Annotated in this window: 18 protein-coding genes; 8 read left to right on the top strand and 10 right to left on the bottom strand. The window is 71.8% G+C overall.

The window, feature by feature from the left end; translation table 11 throughout:
- Positions 1-29: 29 nt before the first annotated feature.
- The 8 genes from OHA98_RS05025 to OHA98_RS04990 all read right to left on the bottom strand — a co-directional run bounded on the left by OHA98_RS05025 (position 30) and on the right by OHA98_RS04990 (position 9,557).
- Entirely contained in the window at positions 30-2,027 is a 1,998-nt protein-coding gene (locus OHA98_RS05025; protein WP_266922888.1) for a PQQ-binding-like beta-propeller repeat protein, read from the bottom strand.
- 234 nt (positions 2,028-2,261) lie between these two features.
- Positions 2,262-2,471, bottom strand: a complete 210-nt coding sequence (locus tag OHA98_RS05020; RefSeq protein ID WP_266922887.1) for a hypothetical protein — start codon at positions 2,469-2,471, stop codon at positions 2,262-2,264.
- A 395-nt stretch (positions 2,472-2,866) separates the two neighbouring features.
- Positions 2,867-4,687, bottom strand: coding sequence for an ABC-F family ATP-binding cassette domain-containing protein (locus OHA98_RS05015; RefSeq protein ID WP_266922886.1), 1,821 nt, complete (start codon positions 4,685-4,687; stop codon positions 2,867-2,869).
- Between the two features lie 87 nt (positions 4,688-4,774).
- Complete coding sequence (locus OHA98_RS05010) at positions 4,775-6,100, bottom strand: acyltransferase family protein (protein WP_266922885.1); 1,326 nt, start codon at positions 6,098-6,100, stop codon at positions 4,775-4,777.
- Between the two features lie 162 nt (positions 6,101-6,262).
- Positions 6,263-7,195, bottom strand: coding sequence for a 4-(cytidine 5'-diphospho)-2-C-methyl-D-erythritol kinase (locus tag OHA98_RS05005; RefSeq protein WP_266922884.1), 933 nt, complete (start codon positions 7,193-7,195; stop codon positions 6,263-6,265).
- Entirely contained in the window at positions 7,192-8,121 is a 930-nt protein-coding gene (gene rsmA / locus OHA98_RS05000) for a 16S rRNA (adenine(1518)-N(6)/adenine(1519)-N(6))-dimethyltransferase RsmA (RefSeq protein WP_266922883.1), read from the bottom strand. The genes OHA98_RS05005 and rsmA overlap by 4 nt, the downstream gene beginning before the upstream one ends.
- Before the next feature lie 116 nt (positions 8,122-8,237).
- Positions 8,238-9,104 carry a TatD family hydrolase gene (locus tag OHA98_RS04995; protein WP_266922882.1) on the bottom strand — a complete coding sequence of 289 codons (867 nt, stop codon included), beginning with the start codon at positions 9,102-9,104 and terminating at the stop codon, positions 8,238-8,240.
- Positions 9,105-9,176: 72 nt separating this feature from the next.
- Complete coding sequence (locus tag OHA98_RS04990; protein ID WP_266922881.1) at positions 9,177-9,557, bottom strand: hypothetical protein; 381 nt, start codon at positions 9,555-9,557, stop codon at positions 9,177-9,179.
- A 416-nt stretch (positions 9,558-9,973) separates the two neighbouring features.
- Here OHA98_RS04990 and OHA98_RS04985 point away from each other — a divergent pair, with 416 nt between their 5' ends.
- The 5 genes from OHA98_RS04985 (at position 9,974) to OHA98_RS04965 (ending at position 13,960) form a co-directional block, all read left to right on the top strand.
- Positions 9,974-10,150, top strand: a complete 177-nt coding sequence (locus OHA98_RS04985) for a hypothetical protein (RefSeq protein WP_266922880.1) — start codon at positions 9,974-9,976, stop codon at positions 10,148-10,150.
- A gap of 10 nt (positions 10,151-10,160) precedes the next feature.
- Complete coding sequence (locus OHA98_RS04980; protein WP_266922879.1) at positions 10,161-10,880, top strand: hypothetical protein; 720 nt, start codon at positions 10,161-10,163, stop codon at positions 10,878-10,880.
- Entirely contained in the window at positions 10,877-11,890 is a 1,014-nt protein-coding gene (locus OHA98_RS04975; protein ID WP_266922878.1) for a hypothetical protein, read from the top strand. The genes OHA98_RS04980 and OHA98_RS04975 overlap by 4 nt, the downstream gene beginning before the upstream one ends.
- A 76-nt stretch (positions 11,891-11,966) precedes the next feature.
- Positions 11,967-12,896, top strand: coding sequence for a hypothetical protein (locus OHA98_RS04970; RefSeq protein WP_266922877.1), 930 nt, complete (start codon positions 11,967-11,969; stop codon positions 12,894-12,896).
- A 68-nt stretch (positions 12,897-12,964) separates the two neighbouring features.
- Positions 12,965-13,960, top strand: coding sequence for a serine hydrolase (locus OHA98_RS04965; RefSeq protein WP_266927723.1), 996 nt, complete (start codon positions 12,965-12,967; stop codon positions 13,958-13,960).
- A gap of 108 nt (positions 13,961-14,068) precedes the next feature.
- Here OHA98_RS04965 and rsmI read toward each other — a convergent pair whose 3' ends face one another.
- Complete coding sequence (gene rsmI / locus OHA98_RS04960) at positions 14,069-14,947, bottom strand: 16S rRNA (cytidine(1402)-2'-O)-methyltransferase (RefSeq protein WP_266922876.1); 879 nt, start codon at positions 14,945-14,947, stop codon at positions 14,069-14,071.
- A gap of 52 nt (positions 14,948-14,999) precedes the next feature.
- Between rsmI and OHA98_RS04955 the strand changes: the two genes are divergently transcribed.
- Both OHA98_RS04955 and OHA98_RS04950 read left to right on the top strand, forming a co-directional pair.
- A complete protein-coding gene (locus tag OHA98_RS04955; protein ID WP_266922875.1) occupies positions 15,000-16,769 on the top strand; it encodes a dolichyl-phosphate-mannose--protein mannosyltransferase in 1,770 nt (589 codons plus the stop codon).
- A gap of 124 nt (positions 16,770-16,893) precedes the next feature.
- On the top strand, positions 16,894-18,537 hold the full coding sequence (locus tag OHA98_RS04950; protein WP_266922874.1) for a penicillin-binding transpeptidase domain-containing protein: 1,644 nt from the start codon (positions 16,894-16,896) through the stop codon (positions 18,535-18,537).
- Positions 18,538-18,618: 81 nt separating this feature from the next.
- Here OHA98_RS04950 and OHA98_RS04945 read toward each other — a convergent pair whose 3' ends face one another.
- Positions 18,619-19,200, bottom strand: a complete 582-nt coding sequence (locus tag OHA98_RS04945) for a recombinase family protein (protein WP_266922873.1) — start codon at positions 19,198-19,200, stop codon at positions 18,619-18,621.
- On the opposite strand from OHA98_RS04945, the gene OHA98_RS04940 reads away from it, so the two are divergent.
- The gene (locus OHA98_RS04940) at positions 19,199-19,987 is read left to right on the top strand and encodes a class I SAM-dependent methyltransferase (RefSeq protein ID WP_266922872.1); all 789 of its coding nucleotides are present in this window, start codon (positions 19,199-19,201) and stop codon (positions 19,985-19,987) included. The two genes, OHA98_RS04945 and OHA98_RS04940, sit on opposite strands and share 2 nt — an antisense overlap.
- Positions 19,988-20,193 lie beyond the last annotated feature (206 nt).

The raw sequence follows: 20,193 nt of genomic DNA, 5'->3' as shown, positions 1-20,193 counted from the left end.
CGGATTCCGTCGGGTGCCGTCGTGAACCGTCACTTGCCGAACACCATCATCGTCTTCTGCTCCTTCTCCTCCTCGTCGTTGGAGGCGCTGACGCGCCCGCTCATGATGAAGGAACGGCCGCCCGCGTAGGCGATCCTGGAGGTGAAGAAGCTGCTCTCGATACGGGTCGTCGAATCCGGGTGCTGGAGCACCACGGTGGGGGTCCCGCCGGTCGGCGGGAGCGTCGCGATGGCCCCGCCCTTGTCGTACTTCGCCTCCATGTAGAGGAGCACGTTGCCGCCCTCCATGCGCAGGGGCTGGAGGATCCGCTCGGCCGGGGCGTCGGCCTTCCACTTGGTCCTGCCGGTGTTCAGGTCGAAGGCGACGACCTTGTTGGTCCGGCCGGTGCCGCTGGTGTCGGCCTCGGTCGCGATGTAGAAGGTGTTGGCGTCGGCGGCGACGCCGCTGCACCCTTCGAGCTTCTCGCCGAAGATGCTGAAGTCATGGCCGCAGTTGGTGGAGAGCTTGTCGCCCTTGTCGCTGACCAGCTGGGAACGGAGCGTGCCGTTCTCCTTGAGCGCCACGATGGACCACTGCTTCTTCTTCTCGTGGATGAGCGAGACGATCAGCGGGCTCACCGAGTAGACCTTCTTGACCTCCCAGCCGCGCGGCGGCTGGTACGTCCACTTGGCCTTGCCGGTGGTGGGGTCGAGCTCCTGCACCTGGTGCTGCGGGTTCTGGATGTCGTCGGTGCGGCAGCTCGCCGCGGCGATCAGCTTGGGGCCGCCCGCGAACGCGAAGGGCTGGCAGTTGCCCGAGGGCTTGCCGAACAGTTCCTTGCCGTCGCTGACGCGGTACGCGTTGGAGTTGCTGGTCCGCCCGACGGTGACGGTGTCGCCGCTGATCGCCAGACCGATGTCGGACATCAGGTCCCAGGTGCTGTTCTTCGTGATCGACTTCTTCCAGCCGGCCTTGCCGGTGTTGAGGTCGATCATCTGGAGGTCGGAACAGTCGGCCTTGTCCGTGGTGCCGTTCTTCACGCCGATGACCATCTTGCCGTCGGCGGTCGGAGTGTTGGGCGTCGCACACACATCGGCGGGAAGCGGAAGGGTCCACTTCTGCTTGCCGTCGGCGGCCGAGTAGGCGGAGACGGAGCGGTACATGGCCTTGACCACCGTGTCGCCGACGATCCAGGGCCCGTACACATCGGCGCCGTTGCGCGGCAGGTCGACGCCGTTCTGCTGGAGCCAGAGAACCTTCGCCTCGCCCTTCTTGCGCCCGGCGTTCAGGTCGTCGTCCACCGCGCGGCCGTCGCCGTTGCCGTCGCCCTCGTCGACCGTGGGCGACCCGCTCGGCTCCTTGGGGCCGGTGCTCTTCTTGGCCACGGGCTTCTTGTCGTCGTCGCCGCTCACGGTGAACCAGACTCCGGCGCCTACGGCCAGGACGACGGCGAGCGCCGCTGCCGCGACGACCGCGGGCTTGCCCTTGAGGAAGCCGCCGCCCCCGGAACCGCCCGGTCCGCCGGGCACGGGCGCGCCGGGGTACTGCTGGGTCGGATAGCCCTGCCCGGTCTGGGCCTGCCCGCCGTACGGCCCCGGCTGCTGGGCGTAGGGGCCGGGCTGCTGACCGTACGGTCCCGGCTGCTGGGCATACGGGCCCGCGGCCTGATCGCCGTACGGGCCGGGCTGCTGGGCGTAGGGGCCGGGCTGCTGGGCGGCGTACGGACCCGGGGCCTGGCCGGGCGCCTGACCCGGGGCCTGCGGATAGCCGTAGCCGGGCTGACCCCCGGGCGGCGTCTGCGGATAGCCGTAGCCGGGCTGACCCCCGGGCGGCGTCTGCGGATAGCCGTAGCCGGGCTGACCCCCGGGCGGCGTCTGCGGGAGCCCGGCCGGAGGCTGCACGGGCGGCGGTGTCTGCGGTGCCTGGGGCGGCAGAGGCGGCTGTGCCTGGGGAGGCTGGCCCTGGGGCGGCTGAGGAGTTCCCTGCGGCGGCTCCTGCGGAGCCCCGAAGCCTCCCTGCGGCGGTTGCTGGCTGGGCGGCTGGGTCATCAGCACGTCCCCCTTCGTGCGGTCCGGTGCCCGTTTCGGTCTCCCCCGCGATTCCGTTGGGCTGAAATCCCTCCGGAAAGGAGCGAATCGGGCATGGCTTCCGCGTGTTACGACAGTCGAGCGGGGCTTCTTTGTACCACCCGCATCAGTTCGAACACGGGGTCGGCCCATCCCCTGTTCCCAAGGGAGAACCGCCTTGTGATGCCCTCGTTACGCCATGGCCGGACCTGATCGTCAGTCACCTGGGGCGACCGCCGTCAGTCGCTGAAGGCGACCATGGCCGCGCTCACATACATCAGCAGCCCTGCCGCCCTCGACCCGCAGCGGCATCAGGGTCTGTCCGGCGGGCGCGGCGGCCCTCCACTTCGACCTACCGGTGTTCAGGTCGAAGGCCACGACGGCGTTGGTCATGTCCTTGTCGACGAACTCGGGCTTCGTCGCCATGCAGAAGGTGTCCGCCTCGGCCGCGACCCCCACGCAGTTGTCGAGGTTCCTGCCCTGGGTGCGCTGTTCCTTGGTGCAGCGCGGCTCGTAGTCGTCGGTGCCGCCGACGAGTGGGGAGCGGTAGGTCCGTACGGCGAGTGCGCCGGTGGGGGCTCCGGGGCCGCGGAAGGCTGCCGCGGCGGACCGTACAGGCCGGGCGACGGATCGTACGGTGCTCCGAAGCCTCCCTGCGGCGATTGCCGGCCGGGCGGCTGAGTCATCGGCACGTCCCCCTCGTGCGGTCCCGTACCGCAGGGTTCACGTCACCCCCGGGCGGGGCTTCTTTCTACCACCCGCCCCGCCCGCACCATCCGCACCACTGGCCCCGCCTTCACCGGCCCGTCACACCCTGGCCGTCAGGCGTCCTCGGCCAGCTCCAGCCAGCGCATCTCCAGCTCATCGCGCTCCGTGACCAGTTCTCGCAGCTCGGCGTCGAGCTTGGCGACCTTCTCGAAGTCGGTGGCGTTGTCGGCGATCTGCTTGTGCAGGGCCGTCTCGCGCGTCGACATCTTGTCGAGCTGCCGCTCGACCTTCTGGAGCTCCTTCTTCGCCGCCCGCGCCTCCTGCGGCGACACGGCCGGGGCCGGGGCGGACGTCCCGCCGGACGGCGCGGGCGCGGCGGCGGACGGGGTGGCCGTCTCCTCCATCCGCTGCCTGCGCTCCAGGTACTCGTCGATCCCGCGCGGCAGCATCCGCAGCGTGCGGTCGCCGAGCAGCGCCATCACCCGGTCCGTGGTCCGCTCGATGAAGAACCGGTCGTGGGAGATCACGATCATCGACCCGGGCCAGCCGTCGAGCAGGTCCTCCAGCTGGGTCAGGGTCTCGATGTCCAGGTCGTTGGTCGGCTCGTCGAGGAACAGGACGTTGGGCTCGTCCATCAGCAGCCGCAGGATCTGGAGCCGGCGCCGCTCACCGCCGGAGAGGTCGCCGACCGGGGTCCACTGCTTCTCCTTCGAGAAACCGAACTGCTCGCAGAGCTGGCCCGCGGTCATCTCGCGGCCCTTGCCCAGGTCGACCCGGTCGCGTACCTGCTGGACGGCTTCCAGCACCCGCAGGTTCGGGGGCAGCTCGCTGACCTCCTGGGAGAGGTAGGCCAGCCGCACGGTCTTGCCGACGACGATCCTGCCGGCGGCCGGCTGCTCCTCGCCCTGCGTACGGGAGGCCTCGGCCAGCGCCCGCAGCAGCGAGGTCTTGCCGGCGCCGTTGACCCCGACCAGACCGATCCGGTCGCCCGGACCGAGCTGCCAGGTGAGGTGGGTGAGCAGCGTCTTGGGCCCGGCCTGGACAGTCACGTCCTCCAGGTCGAAGACGGTCTTGCCGAGGCGGGCGTTGGCGAACTTCATCAGCTCGCTGGTGTCGCGCGGCGGCGGCACATCGGCGATCAGCTCGTTGGCGGCCTCGATGCGGTAGCGCGGCTTCGACGTACGGGCCGGGGCGCCCCGGCGCAGCCAGGCCAGCTCCTTGCGCATCAGGTTCTGCCGCTTGGACTCCTCGGTCGCGGCGATCCGCTCCCGTTCGGCGCGGGCGAAGACGTAGTCGCTGTAGCCGCCCTCGTACTCGTGGACCGTGCCGCGCTGGACGTCCCACATACGGGTGCAGACCTGGTCGAGGAACCACCGGTCGTGCGTGACGCAGACGAGCGCGGAGCGGCGGGCCCGCAGATGTCCGGCCAGCCAGGAGATGCCCTCGACGTCGAGGTGGTTGGTGGGCTCGTCCAGGACGATCAGATCCGGTTCGCCGATGAGCAGCTTGGCGAGCGCGATGCGGCGGCGCTCACCACCGGAGAGCGGGGCGATGACGGTGTCCAGCCCGTGCTCGAAGCCGGGCAGGGCGAGCCCGCCGAACAGGCCGGTGAGCACATCACGGATCTTGGCGCTGCCCGCCCACTCGTGGTCGGCGAGATCGCCGATGACCTCGTGGCGGATCGTCGCCGACGGGTCGAGGGAGTCGTGCTGGGTGAGGACCCCGAGCCGCAGCCCGCCGTTGTGCGTGACGCGGCCGGTGTCCGCCTCCTCCAGTTTGGCGAGCATCCGGATGAGGGTCGTCTTGCCGTCGCCGTTGCGGCCGACGACACCGATCCGGTCGCCCTCGGACACCCCGAGGGATACGCCGTCGAGCAGGGCACGGGTGCCGTACACCTTGGTGACCTGCTCGACATTGACCAGATTGACGGCCATTTCACTCCTGTCCAGGGGTTCGTTCGACGTCCCCAGGGTACGGCGCGGCGGGAACCCCGACGGCCCCGTCCCGGGCGGGGCCCGCGCTCACCGGCCCGCGCGTTCCACCAGGAACCAGCCGCCGAGTGCCATCGCGACGGCGGCCGGGGCGCTGACCCGTACCGCGATGAGCAGCGCCGTGTGTCCCTCCAGGAGCCCGCCGAAGCCGACCATGGACAGGCCGAGCACACCGAGCAGGCAGAGGGTCGCGCCGAGCGCCGAGACGGCGCCGGAACCCTTGCCGGGCAGGGCGGAGACCGGTCGTTCGAAGGTACGGAAGACGGCGACGAGCCCGGCGGTGAGGGCCGCCGCCGCGGCGAGCCGGAGCGGGACCTGGGCCCACCAGGCGCCGGTGGCCGGTCCGGGCAGGGGGACGTCGAGGGCGAGCATCGCGCCGTAGACCCCGAGCATCGCGGTGAGGTGCCAGAGGAACGCGGTCATGGCCACCCCGTTGGCGGCGACGACGGTGCGCCAGACCCGGGGGCGGGCGACGAGGCGGGTGCCGGGTCCGCGCAGCAGCTCGACCGCGCCGACCAGCCAGAGGCCGTGGCAGAGCAGGGCGAGGGTGGGCGGGGCCATGTTGCTGACCTTCTCGCCGGGCATGCCGACCATCGACAGGGGGTACGGGCCCAGCGCCACCAGTGCCGCGGCCGAGGCCAGCCCGGCACCGGCGAGCAGGGCGGGGCGGCGGATCCGGCCGTCGGCACGCAGGAACCCGAGCTGGTGGACCGCGAGCCAGACGAAGGCGAAGTTCAGGAACGAGACGTACGGGACCGAGGCGGCGAACCGCAGGACGTCGACGGCGACCGCGGCACCGGCGAGCGCGGCGAAGGCGCCCCAGCCGTAGCGCTCGTGCAGCTTCAGCAGCGGCGGGGTGAACGCCACCATGGCGAGGTAGATCCCGATGAACCAGAGCGGCTGGGTCACCAGCCGCAGCGTGACCCCGGTCAGCCCGCCGCCGCCCCCGCCGAGCAGCTGGACGATCAGCGCGGCCGCGCCCCAGACCAGGATGAAGACCACGGTGGGCCGCAGCAGCCGCTGGAGCCGGGCGCGCAGGAACGCGGAGTAGACGGAGTCCGTGGAACCCCCGGGGCGCTTGCGGAGCAGCGAGCGGTAGGACAGGGCGTGCGAGAAGCCGCCGACGAAGAAGAACACCGGCATGATCTGGAGCACCCAGGTCAGCGACTGGAGGCCGGGGACGACGGCCAGCAGATTGCCGACGCCGTCGGAGGTGACGGCCGCCATCAGCCAGTGGCCGAGGACGACCGTGCCGAGCGAGGCGACGCGCAGCAGGTCGATGTAGCGGTCCCGGGTGGCGGGCGTCGCCCCGGCCAGGTCACGGACGCTTGATCCCGCACGAACACTTGATCCCATACGGGTACGGTCGCGCCGATCGCCCGGGAGCGGCAGCGCGGCCGTACTCAGTTCCCGTCTGAGTACGGCCGCACCCGGTTCCCGTCCGAGCGCGGCCGTACTCGGTTCCCGTCCGAGCGCGGGCTGTCCCGTCGTCCCTGGCGGATCAGCCCGTACCCGGTGTCAGAGGACGGTGGCACCGGGCGCGGGCGAGACCGCGATCCGCGCGTTCCGGCAGGTGCCGGAGCCGAGCAGGGCGTCGGCAACCTTGCGGGCCGACGCCTCGTCCGCCACCAGGAACGCGGTGGTCGGCCCGGAGCCGGAGACCAGCGCGGCCAGGGCGCCCGCCCCGGTGCCCGCGGCGAGGGTGTCGGCCAGCGAGGGGCGCAGGGAGAGCGCGGCGGCCTGGAGGTCGTTGCTGAGGGCCGCCGCGAGTGCGCCGGAGTCGCCGGAGCGCAGGGCGTTCAGCAGCGCCTCGGACGCGGCGGGGGCGGGGATGTCCGTACCGGCGGTGAGCCGGTCGAACTCGCCGTACACCGCCGGTGTGGAGAGCCCCCCGTCGGCGACCGCGAAGACCCAGTGGAAGGTGCCGCCGACCTCGACGGGGGTGAGCTGTTCTCCGCGCCCGACGCCGAGGGCCGCCCCGCCGACCAGGCTGAAGGGGACGTCGCTGCCGAGCTCGGCGCAGATGCCGAGCAGTTCCTCGCGGGTGGCGCGGGTGCCCCACAGGGTGTCGCAGGCCAGCAGGGCGGCGGCCCCGTCGGCACTGCCGCCCGCCATGCCGCCCGCGACGGGGATGTCCTTGTCGATGTGCAGGTGTACGCCGGGGGCGATGCCGTGCCGTTCGGCCAGCGCCAGCGCGGCGCGGGCGGCGAGGTTGGTGGTGTCCAGCGGGACCTGGGCGGCGTCCGGCCCCGAGCAGGTGACGGTCAGCTCGTCGGCGGGGGTGGCGGTGACCTCGTCGTACAGGCCCACCGCGAGGAAGACATTGGCCAGGTCGTGGAAGCCGTCGGGGCGCGCGGCACCCACGGCGAGCTGCGCGTTGACCTTGGCGGGTACGCGGACCGTGACGCTCCCGGCCGCCGTACCGGCCGCCGTACGGTCGGTGCCGCTCATGCGTCGCTCCCGGCGGTCGAGGAGGGCTTGTCCACGGAGGGCTTGTCCTCGGAGGGCTTGTCCACGGAGGGCTTGTTCTCGGCGATGGCGGCGAACTCCTCGACCGTCAGCGCCTCGCCCCGGGCCTGCGGGGAGATTCCGGCGGCGACCAGCGCGGCCTCGGCGGCGGGTGCGGAACCGGCCCACCCGGACAGAGCCGCGCGCAGCGTCTTGCGGCGCTGGGCGAAGGCCGCGTCGACGACGGCGAAGACCTCCTGCCGGCTCGCGGTGGTCCTGATCGGTTCGGTGCGCCGGACCAGCGAGACGAGCCCCGAGTCCACGTTCGGCGCGGGCCAGAACACCGTGCGGCCGATGGACCCGGCGCGCTTGACGTCCGCGTACCAGTTGGCCTTCACCGACGGCACGCCGTAGACCTTGCTGCCCGGCCGGGCGGCCAGCCGGTCGGCGACCTCGGCCTGGACCATGACGAGGGTCCGCTCGATGCTCGGGAAGCGCTCCAGCATGGTGAGCAGGACCGGCACCGCCACGTTGTACGGCAGGTTCGCGACGAGCGCGGTGGGCGCCGGGCCGGGCAGCTCGGTCACCAGCATCGCGTCGGAGTGGACCAGGGCGAACCGGTCGGCGCGCCCCGGCATCCGGGCGGCGACCGTGGCCGGGAGGGCGGCGGCGAGCGTGTCGTCGATCTCCACGGCGACGACCCGGTCGGCCGCCTCCAGCAGGGCCAGGGTCAGCGAGCCGAGCCCGGGGCCGACCTCCACGACCACGTCGTCCGGGCGGACCTCCGCGGTGCGCACGATCCTGCGGACCGTGTTGGCGTCGATGACGAAGTTCTGACCCCGCTGCTTGGTGGGGCGTACGCCCAGCTTCGCGGCCAGGTCGCGGATGTCTGCGGGGCCCAGGAGGGCGTCGGGCTCTGTGCTGCTCACCCGGTAAGCCTACGGCCGCGGCGCGGTGCCGCCGTGCCGTCGCGCCCGCGGGGCCGCCGGTGCCGCTTTCCGCGGGGCCGCCCGTGCCGTGCGCCGCGGTGCCCCCGTGCCGTGCCTCAGAAGTCGAAGGCCCGAGCGGTGTTGTCGTAGACCGCCGCCGCCAGGGTGTCCTCATCGACGCCCTTCACCTCCGCCATGGCGCGCAGGGTGACCGGGATGAGATACGGCGCGTTGGGCCGCCCCCGGTACGGGGCGGGGGTCAGGAAGGGGGCGTCCGTCTCGACCAGGACCAGCTCGGTCGGCGCGACGGCCAGCGCGTCGCGCAGCGGCTGGGCGTTCTTGAAGGTGACGTTGCCCGCGAAGGACATGAAGTACCCGGCGTCCGCGCAGATCCGGGCCATCTCGGCGTCGCCGGAGTAGCAGTGGAAGACCGTCCGCTCGGGGGCGCCCGCGTCGGCGAGGACGCGCAGCACATCCGCGTGCGCCTCGCGGTCGTGGATGACGAGCGCCTTGCCGTGGCGTTTGGCGATCTCGATGTGGGCCCGGAAGGACTCCTCCTGGGCGGCCATGCCCTCGGGACCCGTACGGAAGTGGTCGAGACCGGTCTCGCCGACACCGCGTACGTGGTCGAGGGCGGCCAGCGCGTCGATCTCGGCGAGCGCCTCGTCGAGGGCCGCCCTGCCGCCCGGCGTCCTGGCGCCCTGGCGCGAGGTGCCGTCGGGGTCGCCGTGCACGATGCGCGGCGCCTCGTTGGGGTGCAGGGCGACCGAGGCGTGCACGGCCGGGTGTGCGGCGGCGGTCTCGGCGGCCCATCGCGAGCCCGCGACGTCGCAGCCCACCTGGACGACGGTGGTGACGTTGACCGCGGCGGCCCTGGCCAGGCCCTCCTCGACCGTTCCGTCCTGCATGTCCAGGTGGGTGTGCGAATCGGCGACCGGAACCCGCAGGGGTTCGGGCAGCGGCGGGGCTTCGGTACGGCTCATGCCCACGATCGTACGAGGGCACGGGCGCACGAGGGCACGGGCCGAGGGCTCACCGGCGGTGGAACCGACGGCTCACCGGCGGTGGAAGGGGTGCAGCAGGTCGGACAGATGCCAGTGGTGCGGTGTCCGCGGCGCGCCGACGGCCACCGCGGCCACCTCGTCCTGTTCGGCGGGCTCCGGGGGCTTGGGGATCTGCTGGCGCTGGAGCAGTTGCTGCACGATGGAGACCCGGCCGGCCCGCATGATCCGGACCACGTGTCCACCGCAGTTCGTGCAGGTAGGAGTGGACAGCGGTGAAGGCACGCGCTCCCCGTCCGCCTTGTAGACCACGAAGGCATGGCCGGAACCGTCGACGTGGTGCTCTATCTCGTAGGCCTGTTCCCAGCCGTATCCACACCTCATGCAGGCGAAGGCGTACGCCTCATGCACGGTGGTTGCTGCGATCTCGCTCATACCTGCTCCTCTTGTCCGCCGGACAAGCACTCCGGGGATTGCCCGTCACCTTCCAGTGGACACCTCCGTATGGGCGGACGCACCAGCTCAGGGCCAGCATTGATGCGTTCTTGGCCTCCTTTGGCAGCCCTTTGCCCCCGCATGGCCCCGGGCAGGAACGCCCGTGACCGGCCCCGCACCGACCGCCCGTGAGCGCCCCCCGCGCAGGGGCGAATGCGCCCCGCGCACCACCCTCCGTTCGCGTGAACGGAATAGGCATTGCCCCAGGCCATCGCCTTACTGAGAGCCATGAGAATTCATCATTCAATTGAAAGAAGAAATTCCAGGGCCAATCCGCCCGAATTGCGGCTTTACATTTCGTGTATTTCACTCGGACCGTACGCAAACCCCACTTCCCACAGGACGGGGAAACACCCATGTACACCACCGAATCCACTGCCACCGACATCGAGCTCGACCTCGACGCGGCTCTCAACCCGGGCGAGGCCGAGGGCTTCTACCGGGACTCGCGCGAGTGCGCGTACCTCGCCCTTCTCGGAGGCGGCTCGCTCCTGCTGCTCGCGCCTCCGACCCCCCGCCCGAAGAAGGGCTAGTCGGTAGCACATGGACCAGTCACATGCCTCGTCCCCCCTCGCGGGTGCCGTGCATGACCTGGCAACAGAGGTGGTCCTCGCTCTTCGGAGCGGGGACCACCTCGCCACGGTATGCGGCGCCGCCGGAATCGACGAGGACAACCGGACGGGAATCGCCGCGGTACGTGTCATCGGGGCCGACCTTCTTCTGCCCAGTGTTCTGCGTGGGCGCAGTCCGCATCCCGGCGACATCGCCGTGCTGCACCGTGCCGTGCGGGAATTCCCGCCCAGGCCCGACGCCTCCGACGCGGCGGCCTGGAGCCACTGGGGCATGATGTCGGCCCTGCACCGGACGGCACCGGCCACCACCGCTCCGGGACAGCCGCCGGCCGCCGGACCCGGTGTCGACGAGCCGGATGCGGCCTGGCTCGAAGGGGCTCCCTGGCAGGCGTTCACCCATCAGCTCTCCGTACTGGCCCCGCTCGCCGTCCCGGCCGCCTCGTCGGCCGTGCACCGGGCCGCCGCACACCGGGTCGTGGACCTGTCCCGGGGATTCGTGCGCGCGGTGCGGCGGCGCAACTGGCTCCAGGCGGCGGGTGCCGGCCGCTGGCTGGCCGCGCTGGACGGCCGTCCCGAGAGCCTGGGCCTGGAGCGCGGACTCGACTTCGTCGAGCTCATGGGCGGCCCGGACCCCCGGGTCACGCTGCACGTACGGGCGGCCCGGCTCATGGCCGAGGGGCGGGCGCGGTGACGGCAGCGGCGGCCGCCGGCCCCGACGCACAGCACGGCGGCACGACGGGCGCGGCGCTGTCCGTCCTGCCCCGCGTCCTGCGGCAGGCACTCGGCTGGGCCGACGCCCACCGCTCGGGCTTCGTGCTCCCCCAGGACGTACTGGAGCCGCACACCCAGGTCAACGCCACGCTCAAGCCGCTGGGCGAGCTGGCCCAGCTGTGCACCACGATCCGCCGCAGCACCGTCCCGGGCACCCCGGAACACGGGACGGCCGGGGACCTCGTCACCTTCGCCTGGGAGCAGCTGCACACCGGCGACCTGCTGCTGGAACTGCTGCACGGCGAACCCTTCGCCGCCTACCCGTACGAGATCTACGCCGCCTTCGCCGGATACGGGCTACGCCACGAGGGCTTCGAGCGCCTGGCCGGGACCCTCTCCGCGACCAGGGGCTGGGCCCACACCGAGCAGCACGCCAACCGGGAGCTGGGGCTGATCAACTCGGAGCGGCGGGTCGGCACCGCCCCGCACACCGACCCCGGTCCGGTCCTCGCGCGCACCTGGCTGGGCGGGCTGTCCGAGCCATGGATGTTCGAGGGCCCCTCCGGCTACGCGCTGACCCACACCGTCTTCCACATCACGGACTGGTGCTGCGTCCCCGAGCGGATGCCCGCCGGCATCGACGCCTATCTGCGGGCCTGGCTGCCCCCCTGGGTCGACGGCTGTCTGGAGAGCGAGCAGTGGGACCTGACCGGCGAACTGCTCGCGGTCGCCGCCGCCCTGCCGGGCCCGCCGCCCTCGGCCCTGCTGGACGCGGCCTGGCCCGCGCTCGCGACCGCGCAGGCCGCGAGCGGCGCCGTACCGGAGACGGGCCCGTTGGCCGACTCCGGGAACGAGAACCCGGACCCGTACCCCTTTCTCGCCTGCTACCACTCCACGCTGGTGACCGCGTTCGCCGCCGCACTGTGCCTGAAGCGGCTCACCGCACACCGGCCCGACGTCACGGCAGCGGAAACCGGGGCAGCCGCATGAACCGCACCGGCCGCACCGGTCATCCGAGCCGCACCGGTCGCATGAGCCGGACCAGCCGTACGGAAGGAGCTGCCGCATGAGCGGCATCCAGCAGATCCACGACGTGGGCGCGCGGGCCCTGGGATGGCTCTACGACCACCGGACGGGCTTCCGGCTGGACGACGACCCGCCACCCGAGGCGGGTGTCCTGGACCGGTTCAAGCCGCTCGGCGAGCTGGCGATGATCAGCAAGGTCATCTTCCGGGAGGGGGTCGCCGGTTCCCGGCAGGCCGGCCTGGCGCGCAAGCTCCTCGACCACGCCTGGCACGACCTGCTCGGCTCGGGAAGCCGGCTGGTCGACGGCCAGCGGCACGAACCGCTCTGCCCCATTCCGATGGAGGTCTACGTACCGTTCCGGGAGCTGGGGTTCCGGGCGCCGGAGCTGGAGGCCGCCGTCCGGCTGAACCACCGGCTGACCAGCTGGGGCGGACTGGAGGTCCAGCCCGCGCGCCGGCTCGGACTCAGCGCCGTGGAGCGCCGCTTCGGACTGGAGCCGAGCGTGCCGGTCGACGAGGCGTACCGGAACACCTGGCTGTCCCGGCGGCCCGAGCCCTGGACCGTCGAGGGCAACATCGGCTACGACATCACCCACACCGTCTTCCATCTGACGGACTGGGGCGCGAACCCGGCCGGGCTGCCCGCCGAGGTGGCGGACTACCTCGCCCTCTGGCTGCCGGTGTGGCTGGACGACTGGCTCGACCTGGGCCGCTGGGACCTGCTGGGCGAACTGCTCGTGGTCGATGCCTGCCTGCCGGAGCCGACCCTGGACCCGGCCGCCTGGGCGGGATTCGCCGGGGCCCAGCAGCCGGACGGGGCGATGCCCGTGATGGACGCCATGCCGGTGCCGGAGGGCGACGAGGAGTCGGTCTTCGACCTCCTCTACCACCCCACGCTGGTGGCCGCGTTCGCCTCGGCGCTGGCCCTGTCCCGCGCCCTGTCGGACCTCGCCGCCCCGGCCCCCGCGTGACGGCCCGGCAGGACGTCCGCCGGGCCCCCGCCGGCCGTCCCTCCCCGGACCACGGCGAGAGGGCCCGGCTGCTGGACTGGGCCGCGCGGACCATCGACTCGCCCGGCCTCGTGATCGCGCTCAGCCACCGGGGCCACCGCACCCTCCGGTTCGGCGGCGCCGAGCCCGGCGAGGTGCCCCGCGACCGGCTCCACCACGAGCTCGGCTCCGCGTCGAAGCCCTTCACCGGGCTGCTGCTGGCCGCACTCGTCGCGGCGGGCCGGCTGCGGTACGAGGACTCGGCGGCCGAACTGCTGGCCCCGGGCCGGCCGGTGCATCCCGCCGTGCGCGCCATCACCCTGCGCCATCTGATCACCCACACCTCGGGGCTCCCCGCGCTGCCGGCCGACTTCTACCCGCAGGCGCTGCCCCGGTGGTCCACCGCCCCGTACAGCCGCTACCCGGCCGACCGGGTCGTACGGGCCTTCCTGCGCGCCCGCCCGCGTCACCGGCCGGGCACCCGCTGGCACTACTCGAACTTCGCGGTCTCCGTGCTCGGGCACACCCTCGCCGCCGCCACCGGCACCCCCTGGGAGGTCCTGCTCCAGCAGGAGGTGCTGGGCCCGCTCGGGCTGGACGGCACGCGGCTGCGCCCGGGTCCGCCGGGCAGCGATGCCGTGGGGCACCGACGCGACGGCAGGGCGCTGCCCGCGCTGGACACCGGTGGCTTCACCGCCGCCGGAGCGGTACGGGCGACCCCGTCGGACCTGCTCACGTTCCTGGAGGCGCATCTGCCGCCGGCCGTCGCGCCCACCCGCCCGCTGGCCGTCGCGCTCACGGACGTACGGCGTCCGCTGCTGCGGCGCGGACTGCGGCACGCCCATACGCACACGCTGACCTGGTTCCGCCATCCGTCACCGCGCGGACCGGTCTGCTTCCATGCCGGAGCCACGCTCGGGCAGCAGATGTTCCTCGGCTTCCGCCCGGACACCGGCACCGCCCTGGCGGCCATGGTCGACCGGCGGGTGAACAGGGCCGACCCGTTCATCGCGACCATCCACGAGCTGCTGACGGAAAAGCTCTGACGTAACACCTCCGACCGGCGCGCCGCACCCGGACCGCGCGGCGCCCCGGGCCCGGACCGGTCGGCGCGCCGCGCCCGGACCGGTCAGGGCTTCGGGGGGCCGGACCGGTCAGGGCTTCGGAGGCCGGGCGGCGTTCTTGGCCGCGACCACCGCGTCGAACACCTCGCGCTTGGGCAGCCCGGCAGCCGCCGCGACCGCCGCGATGGCCTCCTTGCGCCGCTCCCCCGCCTCCTCGCGGACCTGCACCCTGCGGACGAGCTCCTCGGGGTCCAGGTCCTCGTTGCCGGAGTCCGTGGCTCCCTCGACGACCACGGTGATCTCACCGCGTACGCCGTCCGCCGCCCAGACGGCGAGATCGCCCAGCGGGCCGCGCTTCACTTCCTCGTACGTCTTGGTCAGCTCCCGGCACACGGCGGCCCGGCGGTCCGCGCCGAACACCTCGGCCATCGCGGCCAGGGTGTCGTCGAGCCGGTGCGGGGCCTCGAAGAAGACCATCGTGCGGCGCTCGTCGGCGACCTCCCGGAGCTTGCCGAGACGTTCGCCCGCCTTGCGGGGCAGGAAGCCCTCGAAGCAGAACCGGTCCACCGGCAGCCCGGACAGGGCGAGCGCCGTCAGCACCGCCGACGGGCCCGGCACCGCCGTGACCCGGATGTCCTTCTCGACGGCCGCGGCGACGAGCCGGTAGCCGGGGTCGGAGACGGACGGCATCCCGGCGTCCGTGACCAGCAGCACCCGGGCGCCGCCCGTCAGCGCCTCGACGAGTTCCGGCGTGCGGGCCGACTCGTTGCCCTCGAAGTAGGAGACGACACGCCCCGTGGTGTGGATGCCGAGCGCCTGGGTGAGACGGCGCAGCCGCCGGGTGTCCTCGGCGGCGACGACGTCGGCCCGCTCCAGCTCGGCGGCGAGCCGTGGCGGGGCGTCCGCCACATCACCGATGGGGGTCCCTGCGAGTACCAGCGTTCCAGTCGTTCCAGTCACAACAACCATCCTCCCAGCCCGGGAGCGCGCCTCGCACAGATGCGTTCCCTACGATGGCGCGGTGACGAGTACTGCGCCCGAAGCCCAGCAGGGCCAAGACGCCGGGGACCAGCACGGCGAAGAGTCGCATTCCTGGCAGCGGCGGCTGCGCCGCTTCGGCCATTCGCCCCGGCCGGGAATCGGGCTGCGCGAGCGGCTGGTGCCGCCGTACACCCGCCCGGGAGCCCGGCTGTGGGCGGTGCTCGGCGTGCCTCCGACGCTCGCGGACCGTCTGGTGCGCTGGTCGGCCTGGGGCGGGCCGCTGCTGGTGGCGCTGGTCGCCGGGCTGCTGCGGTTCCACGACCTGGGCAAGCCGGACGCGGTGATATTCGATGAGACGTACTACGCCAAGGACGCCTGGGCCCTGGTCAACCAGGGGTACGAGGGGGCGTGGCCCAAGGACATCGACAAACTGATCCTGAAGAACCCCTCCGGGGTGGAGATCCCCGTCGATCCCGGCTATGTCGTGCATCCGCCGGTCGGCAAGTGGATCATCGGGCTCGGTGAGCAGATGTTCGGCTTCACGCCGTTCGGCTGGCGCTTCATGGTCGCGCTGCTCGGCACGGTGTCCGTCCTGATGCTGTGCCGGATCGGCCGGCGGCTCTTCCGGTCCACGTTCCTGGGCTGTCTGGCGGGCCTGCTCCTCGCGGTGGACGGCCTGCACTTCGTGATGAGCCGCACCGCGCTGCTCGACCTGATCCTGATGTTCTTCGTGCTGGCGGCCTTCGGGTGCCTGGTGATCGACCGCGACTGGGCCCGCCGGAAACTGGCCGCCGCGCTGCCCTACGACGAGGCGGAGGGGGTGCTGCGCCCGGACGCACACATCGCCGAGAACCTGCGCCTGGGGTGGCGGCCGTGGCGGATCGCCGCGGGCCTGATGCTGGGGCTGGCGTTCGCCACGAAGTGGAACGGCCTCTACATCCTGGCCGCGTTCGGCGTGATGGCGGTGCTGTGGGACGTGGCCGGGCGGCGCACGGCGGGCGCGGTACGGCCCTACCGGGCGGTGGTCCTGCGCGATCTGGTGCCCGCGTTCGTCTCCACGGTGCCGGTCGCGATCGGCACGTACGTGGTCTCGTGGACCGGCTGGATCGTCACGGACAAGGGCTACTACCGCAACTGGGCGGCGACCGAGGGCAAGGGCGGCAGCTGGACCTGGCTGCCCGACTGGCTGCGCAGCCTGTGGCACTACGAGAACCAGGTGTACGACTTCCACGTCGGCCTGACGTCCGGCCACACGTACGAGTCCAACCCCTGGAGCTGGATCATCCTGGGCCGCCCCGTCTCGTACTTCTACGAGGAGACGAGCGGCTGCAAGGAGTCCGCGACCGGCAAGTGCGCCAGCGAGGTGCTCGCCATCGGCACCCCGCTGCTCTGGTGGGCCGCGTGCTTCGCGCTGCTGTACGTGCTGTGGCGCTGGTTCTTCCGGCGCGACTGGCGGGCGGGCGCCATCGCCTGCGGTGTGGCGGCGGGCTGGCTGCCCTGGTTCTTCTACCAGGAGCGCACGATCTTCCTCTTCTACGCGGTCGTGTTCGTCCCGTTCCTGTGCCTGGCCGTGTCGATGATGATCGGCGCGATGCTGGGGCCCGCGGCGGGCACGGGGGCGAAAGCGGAACTCGGCCTGCCGACCGACGACCCCGGCGGTGAGAGACGCCGGACGCTGGGCGCGGTCGCGGCGGGCGTGCTGATCCTGCTGATCGTCTGGAACTTCATCTACTTCTGGCCGCTGTACACGGGGACCTCCATCCCGGAGGACTCCTGGCGCGACCGGATGTGGCTGGACACCTGGGTGTAGCACCCACCGGACAGCATTCCGGTCCGGTAACAACACACTCACCAGCCGTCACCACCCCTTATGGTTCCTGACAGCTCCCCTTGAACACGTTCAAGGGGGACTCCTGGGGAGGGGGACTGCACGGATGCGCAGTGGAGCGAAGGTCGCCGTGGTCGGCGGAGTGTTCGTACTGGCGGCCGGAGGCATCGGCTACGGGGCGTACAGCATGCTCGGGGGTGGTGACGGCGGTACGGATGCCGGGTCCGGATCGTCCAGGACCGCGTCACAGGAAGTGAAGACGGGGCCGCTCAGCGAGGCGGAGATCACCGGGACGTCGGAGGACTTCCTCACGGCGTGGGCGGCCGGGGACGCGAAGGGCGCCTCCGCCCTCACGAACAACGAGTCGGCCGCCGAGCCGCTGCTCGCCGGATTCGCCGAGGACGCCCATGTCGGCAAGGCCGTGATCACTCCCGGCCCGGCGGTCGGCACCAAGGTGCCGTACACGGTGAAGGCGACCATCTCCTACAAAGGTAAGACCAAGCCCTGGTCGTACGCCTCGGAGCTGACCGTGGTGCGCGGTGTGACCACCGGAAAGGCCCTGGTCGACTGGGAGCCCTCCGTCGTCCATCCGCAGCTGACGGAGGGCGCGACCCTGAGGACGGGCGAGTCCTCCCTCGCGCAGATCGAGGCGGTCGACCGCAACGACAAGGTGCTGACCAAGGAGAAGTACCCGTCGCTCGGGCCGGTCCTGGAGACCCTGCGCACCAAGTACGGCTCCACGGCCGGCGGCACGCCCGGCATCGAGACCTGGATCGAGAGCGCCGACGCGAACGCCCCGGACCGGACACTGCTGACCGTGACGAAGGGCAGGCCCGGCAAGCTCCGGACCACCCTGGACGCCGGGGCCCAGGCGGCGGCGGAACAGGCGGTCAAGAAGTTCGGCCAGGCGTCGGTGGTCGCGGTCAAGCCCTCCACCGGCGCGATCCGCGCGGTGGCCAACAACCCGGTGACCGAGTTCAACGTGGCGCTCCAGGGCAAGCAGGCGCCCGGCTCCACGCTGAAGATCATGACCGCCGCGCTGCTGATCGAGAAGGGCCTCGCCACCGCGAACGGCGCGGCCGAGTGTCCCAAGGACGTGATGTACCAGGGGAATTCGTTCCACAACCTGAAGTACTTCGACCTGCCGGACGGCAGCACCTTCACCCAGAGCTTCGCCCGGTCCTGCAACACGGCCTTCATCAAGCTGATCGATGACGTGAAGGACGACGCCGCCCTCGCCAAGGAGGCCCGGGACGTCTTCGGGATCGGCCTGGACTGGAAGACCGGCGTCGTCACCACGGACGGCAGCGTCCCGGAGGAGACCGGCGGCGTGGCCGCGGCCCAGTACATAGGCCAGGGCACCGTCCAGATGAACGTCCTCAACATGGCGTCCATCACGGCGACCGCCCGCACCGGCACCTTCCGCCAGCCCGTCATCGTCCCGCAGTCGCTGGACAACCGTCAGCTCGCCACGGCCTCCCGCTCCCTGCCCGCGCATGTGTCCCAGCAGCTCACCACGATGATGCGGGCCACGGCGGCCTGGGGCACGGGCCGGGACGCCATGGCTTCGGTCGGCGGCGACAAGGGCGCCAAGACGGGCTCGGCCGAGGTCGACGGACAGGGCACGTCCAACAGCTGGTTCACCGGCTTCAGCAACGACCTCGCGGCGGCGGCGGTCGTCCAGTCCGGCGGCCACGGCGGCGACGCGGCGGGCCCGGTGGTGGCCGACGTACTGCGCGCGGGCGGCTGAGCCGTCCGGCAGGCCCGCCCGGTCGGCCCCGGTCTCCTATCTCTGACCCACGGTGCAAAGTAGCGACAGGGGTCGCAGCGGTCAGGCGCTCGTCAGTGCTGCCGCCTGTTCGTCGTGTTCGCGCAGCATCCGCATGACGGTGGCGGGTGAGGGGTGCTGTCCCTTCTTCGTGCCCGTGGTGATGACGAGCCGCTTGGCGATGTCGCGCAGGCTCATCTCCTTCTCGTCGCGCAGGTGGAGAGCCATGGAGAGCATGTCGGGGTCGGTGACGCCGGCGCCGCCGATGGTCTTGCCGCGGTTGCGGGCGGACTCGTGGCCTTCGAGGGTGCGGTCGCGGATGTACTCGCGCTCCATGCCGGACATGGCAGCCAGCACGGTGAACACGATGCCGGAGGGGTCGTGCGAGCCCTCCAGCTCCCCGGCGAGGAATTCCAGGCCGACGTCGCTCGCCTTCAGTTCCTCGGCGAGCATGACGAGTTCGATGCCGCGGCCGAGCCGTTTGTGTTCGTGGACGACGAGGGTGACGTGCACGCCGGAGGAACGGATCTCCCCGGCGAGTCTGACGGCCGCCTCCAACTCGGGGCGGATGGTGGCGCGGGTGGAGGCGCAGCAGTTGGCCGCAGCCAGGAACCGAGCTGCTGCAGCGCACGTCTCCCGCACCATGATCTCAAGCGAGCGCCAAGAGCACGCGATTTCCACCAGGCTGGTCTCGCCGTCCGCGGTGAGTGTGGATCCGTCGAAGACCAACGACTACAACAGCTTCGCCGAGGCGTACACGGCCGCTAACGAAACCAACCTGGTCAATGCCTACTACGAGCGGCCCGCGATGCTGGCCCTCGCCGGCGACGTGGCGGGCCGGCGGATCCTCGACGCGGGCTGCGGCTCGGGGGCCCTGTTTGCCGCGCTGCGCGACCGTGGCGCCATGGTGAGTGGCTTCGACACGAGTGCCGGGATGCTGGAGCTGGCTCGGCAGCGGCTCGGCGACGGTACGGACCTGCAGGTGGCGGACCTGGGCAGCCCGCTTCCTTACGCTGATGACACGTTCGACGATGTAGCGGCGTCCCTGGTGCTGCACTACCTGGAGGACTGGGGGCCGGCGCTGGCCGAGCTGCGACGCATACTCAGGCCCGGCGGTCGGCTGATCGCGTCTGTCGACCATCCCTTTGCCATCAACCTCATACACCGCGAGGCCGGTCGCGAGGCCGAGTGCAACTACTTCGACACCACCAAATGGACCGTAGAGTGGACCGTGGGCGGCCAGACCGCTCTGGTGAGCAGATGGAACAGGCCGCTGCACGCGATGATCGAGGCTTTCATCGGGGCCGGTTTCCGGATAACGGGTATCAGCGAGCCGGATCCTGATCCCGCCGCCCGCGAGATGTTCCCCGAGGCCATCGCGGCCGAGCCGCGCTTCCTGTGCTTCCTGTTCTTCGTCCTGCAGGCCGAGTAGCGACCAGAACGACCTGACCGCTGGGAAGCGGTCAGCTGTTCTCGTCGTCGGCCGCTTTCTCGTCGATGCTCGGGTCACGCGCGCCCGCCACGCGGTCACCAGCTTCTCCGAGCAGTTCGCGAACACCCCGTCCGGCAGACCGAGTTGCCGTACGGTGGTCAGCTTGACGATCTCCGTCAGCAGCGAGTCCAGCCCCACCGCGCCCG

Origin of the sequence: Streptomyces sp. NBC_00654 (assembly GCF_026341775.1) — a bacterium.
Lineage (GTDB): Bacteria > Actinomycetota > Actinomycetes > Streptomycetales > Streptomycetaceae > Streptomyces.
Note: the sequence above shows the minus strand (reverse complement) of the source record. Positions and strands in the feature narration are given on the sequence as shown.

Coding starts and splice junctions, on each gene's coding strand:
- OHA98_RS04945 (WP_266922873.1), bottom strand. CDS start 19,200: ATGGTGCGGGAGACGTGCGCTGCAGCAGCTCGGTTCCTGGCTGCGGCC.
- OHA98_RS05010 (WP_266922885.1), bottom strand. CDS start 6,100: ATGGGATCAAGTGTTCGTGCGGGATCAAGCGTCCGTGACCTGGCCGGG.
- OHA98_RS04985 (WP_266922880.1), top strand. CDS start 9,974: ATGTACACCACCGAATCCACTGCCACCGACATCGAGCTCGACCTCGAC.
- OHA98_RS05020 (WP_266922887.1), bottom strand. CDS start 2,471: ATGGCGACGAAGCCCGAGTTCGTCGACAAGGACATGACCAACGCCGTC.
- OHA98_RS05015 (WP_266922886.1), bottom strand. CDS start 4,687: ATGGCCGTCAATCTGGTCAATGTCGAGCAGGTCACCAAGGTGTACGGC.
- OHA98_RS04990 (WP_266922881.1), bottom strand. CDS start 9,557: ATGAGCGAGATCGCAGCAACCACCGTGCATGAGGCGTACGCCTTCGCC.
- OHA98_RS04940 (WP_266922872.1), top strand. CDS start 19,199: ATGATCTCAAGCGAGCGCCAAGAGCACGCGATTTCCACCAGGCTGGTC.
- OHA98_RS04970 (WP_266922877.1), top strand. CDS start 11,967: ATGAGCGGCATCCAGCAGATCCACGACGTGGGCGCGCGGGCCCTGGGA.
- rsmI (WP_266922876.1), bottom strand. CDS start 14,947: ATGGTTGTTGTGACTGGAACGACTGGAACGCTGGTACTCGCAGGGACC.
- OHA98_RS04980 (WP_266922879.1), top strand. CDS start 10,161: ATGGACCAGTCACATGCCTCGTCCCCCCTCGCGGGTGCCGTGCATGAC.
- OHA98_RS05025 (WP_266922888.1), bottom strand. CDS start 2,027: ATGACCCAGCCGCCCAGCCAGCAACCGCCGCAGGGAGGCTTCGGGGCT.
- OHA98_RS04995 (WP_266922882.1), bottom strand. CDS start 9,104: ATGAGCCGTACCGAAGCCCCGCCGCTGCCCGAACCCCTGCGGGTTCCG.
- OHA98_RS05005 (WP_266922884.1), bottom strand. CDS start 7,195: ATGAGCGGCACCGACCGTACGGCGGCCGGTACGGCGGCCGGGAGCGTC.
- OHA98_RS04950 (WP_266922874.1), top strand. CDS start 16,894: ATGCGCAGTGGAGCGAAGGTCGCCGTGGTCGGCGGAGTGTTCGTACTG.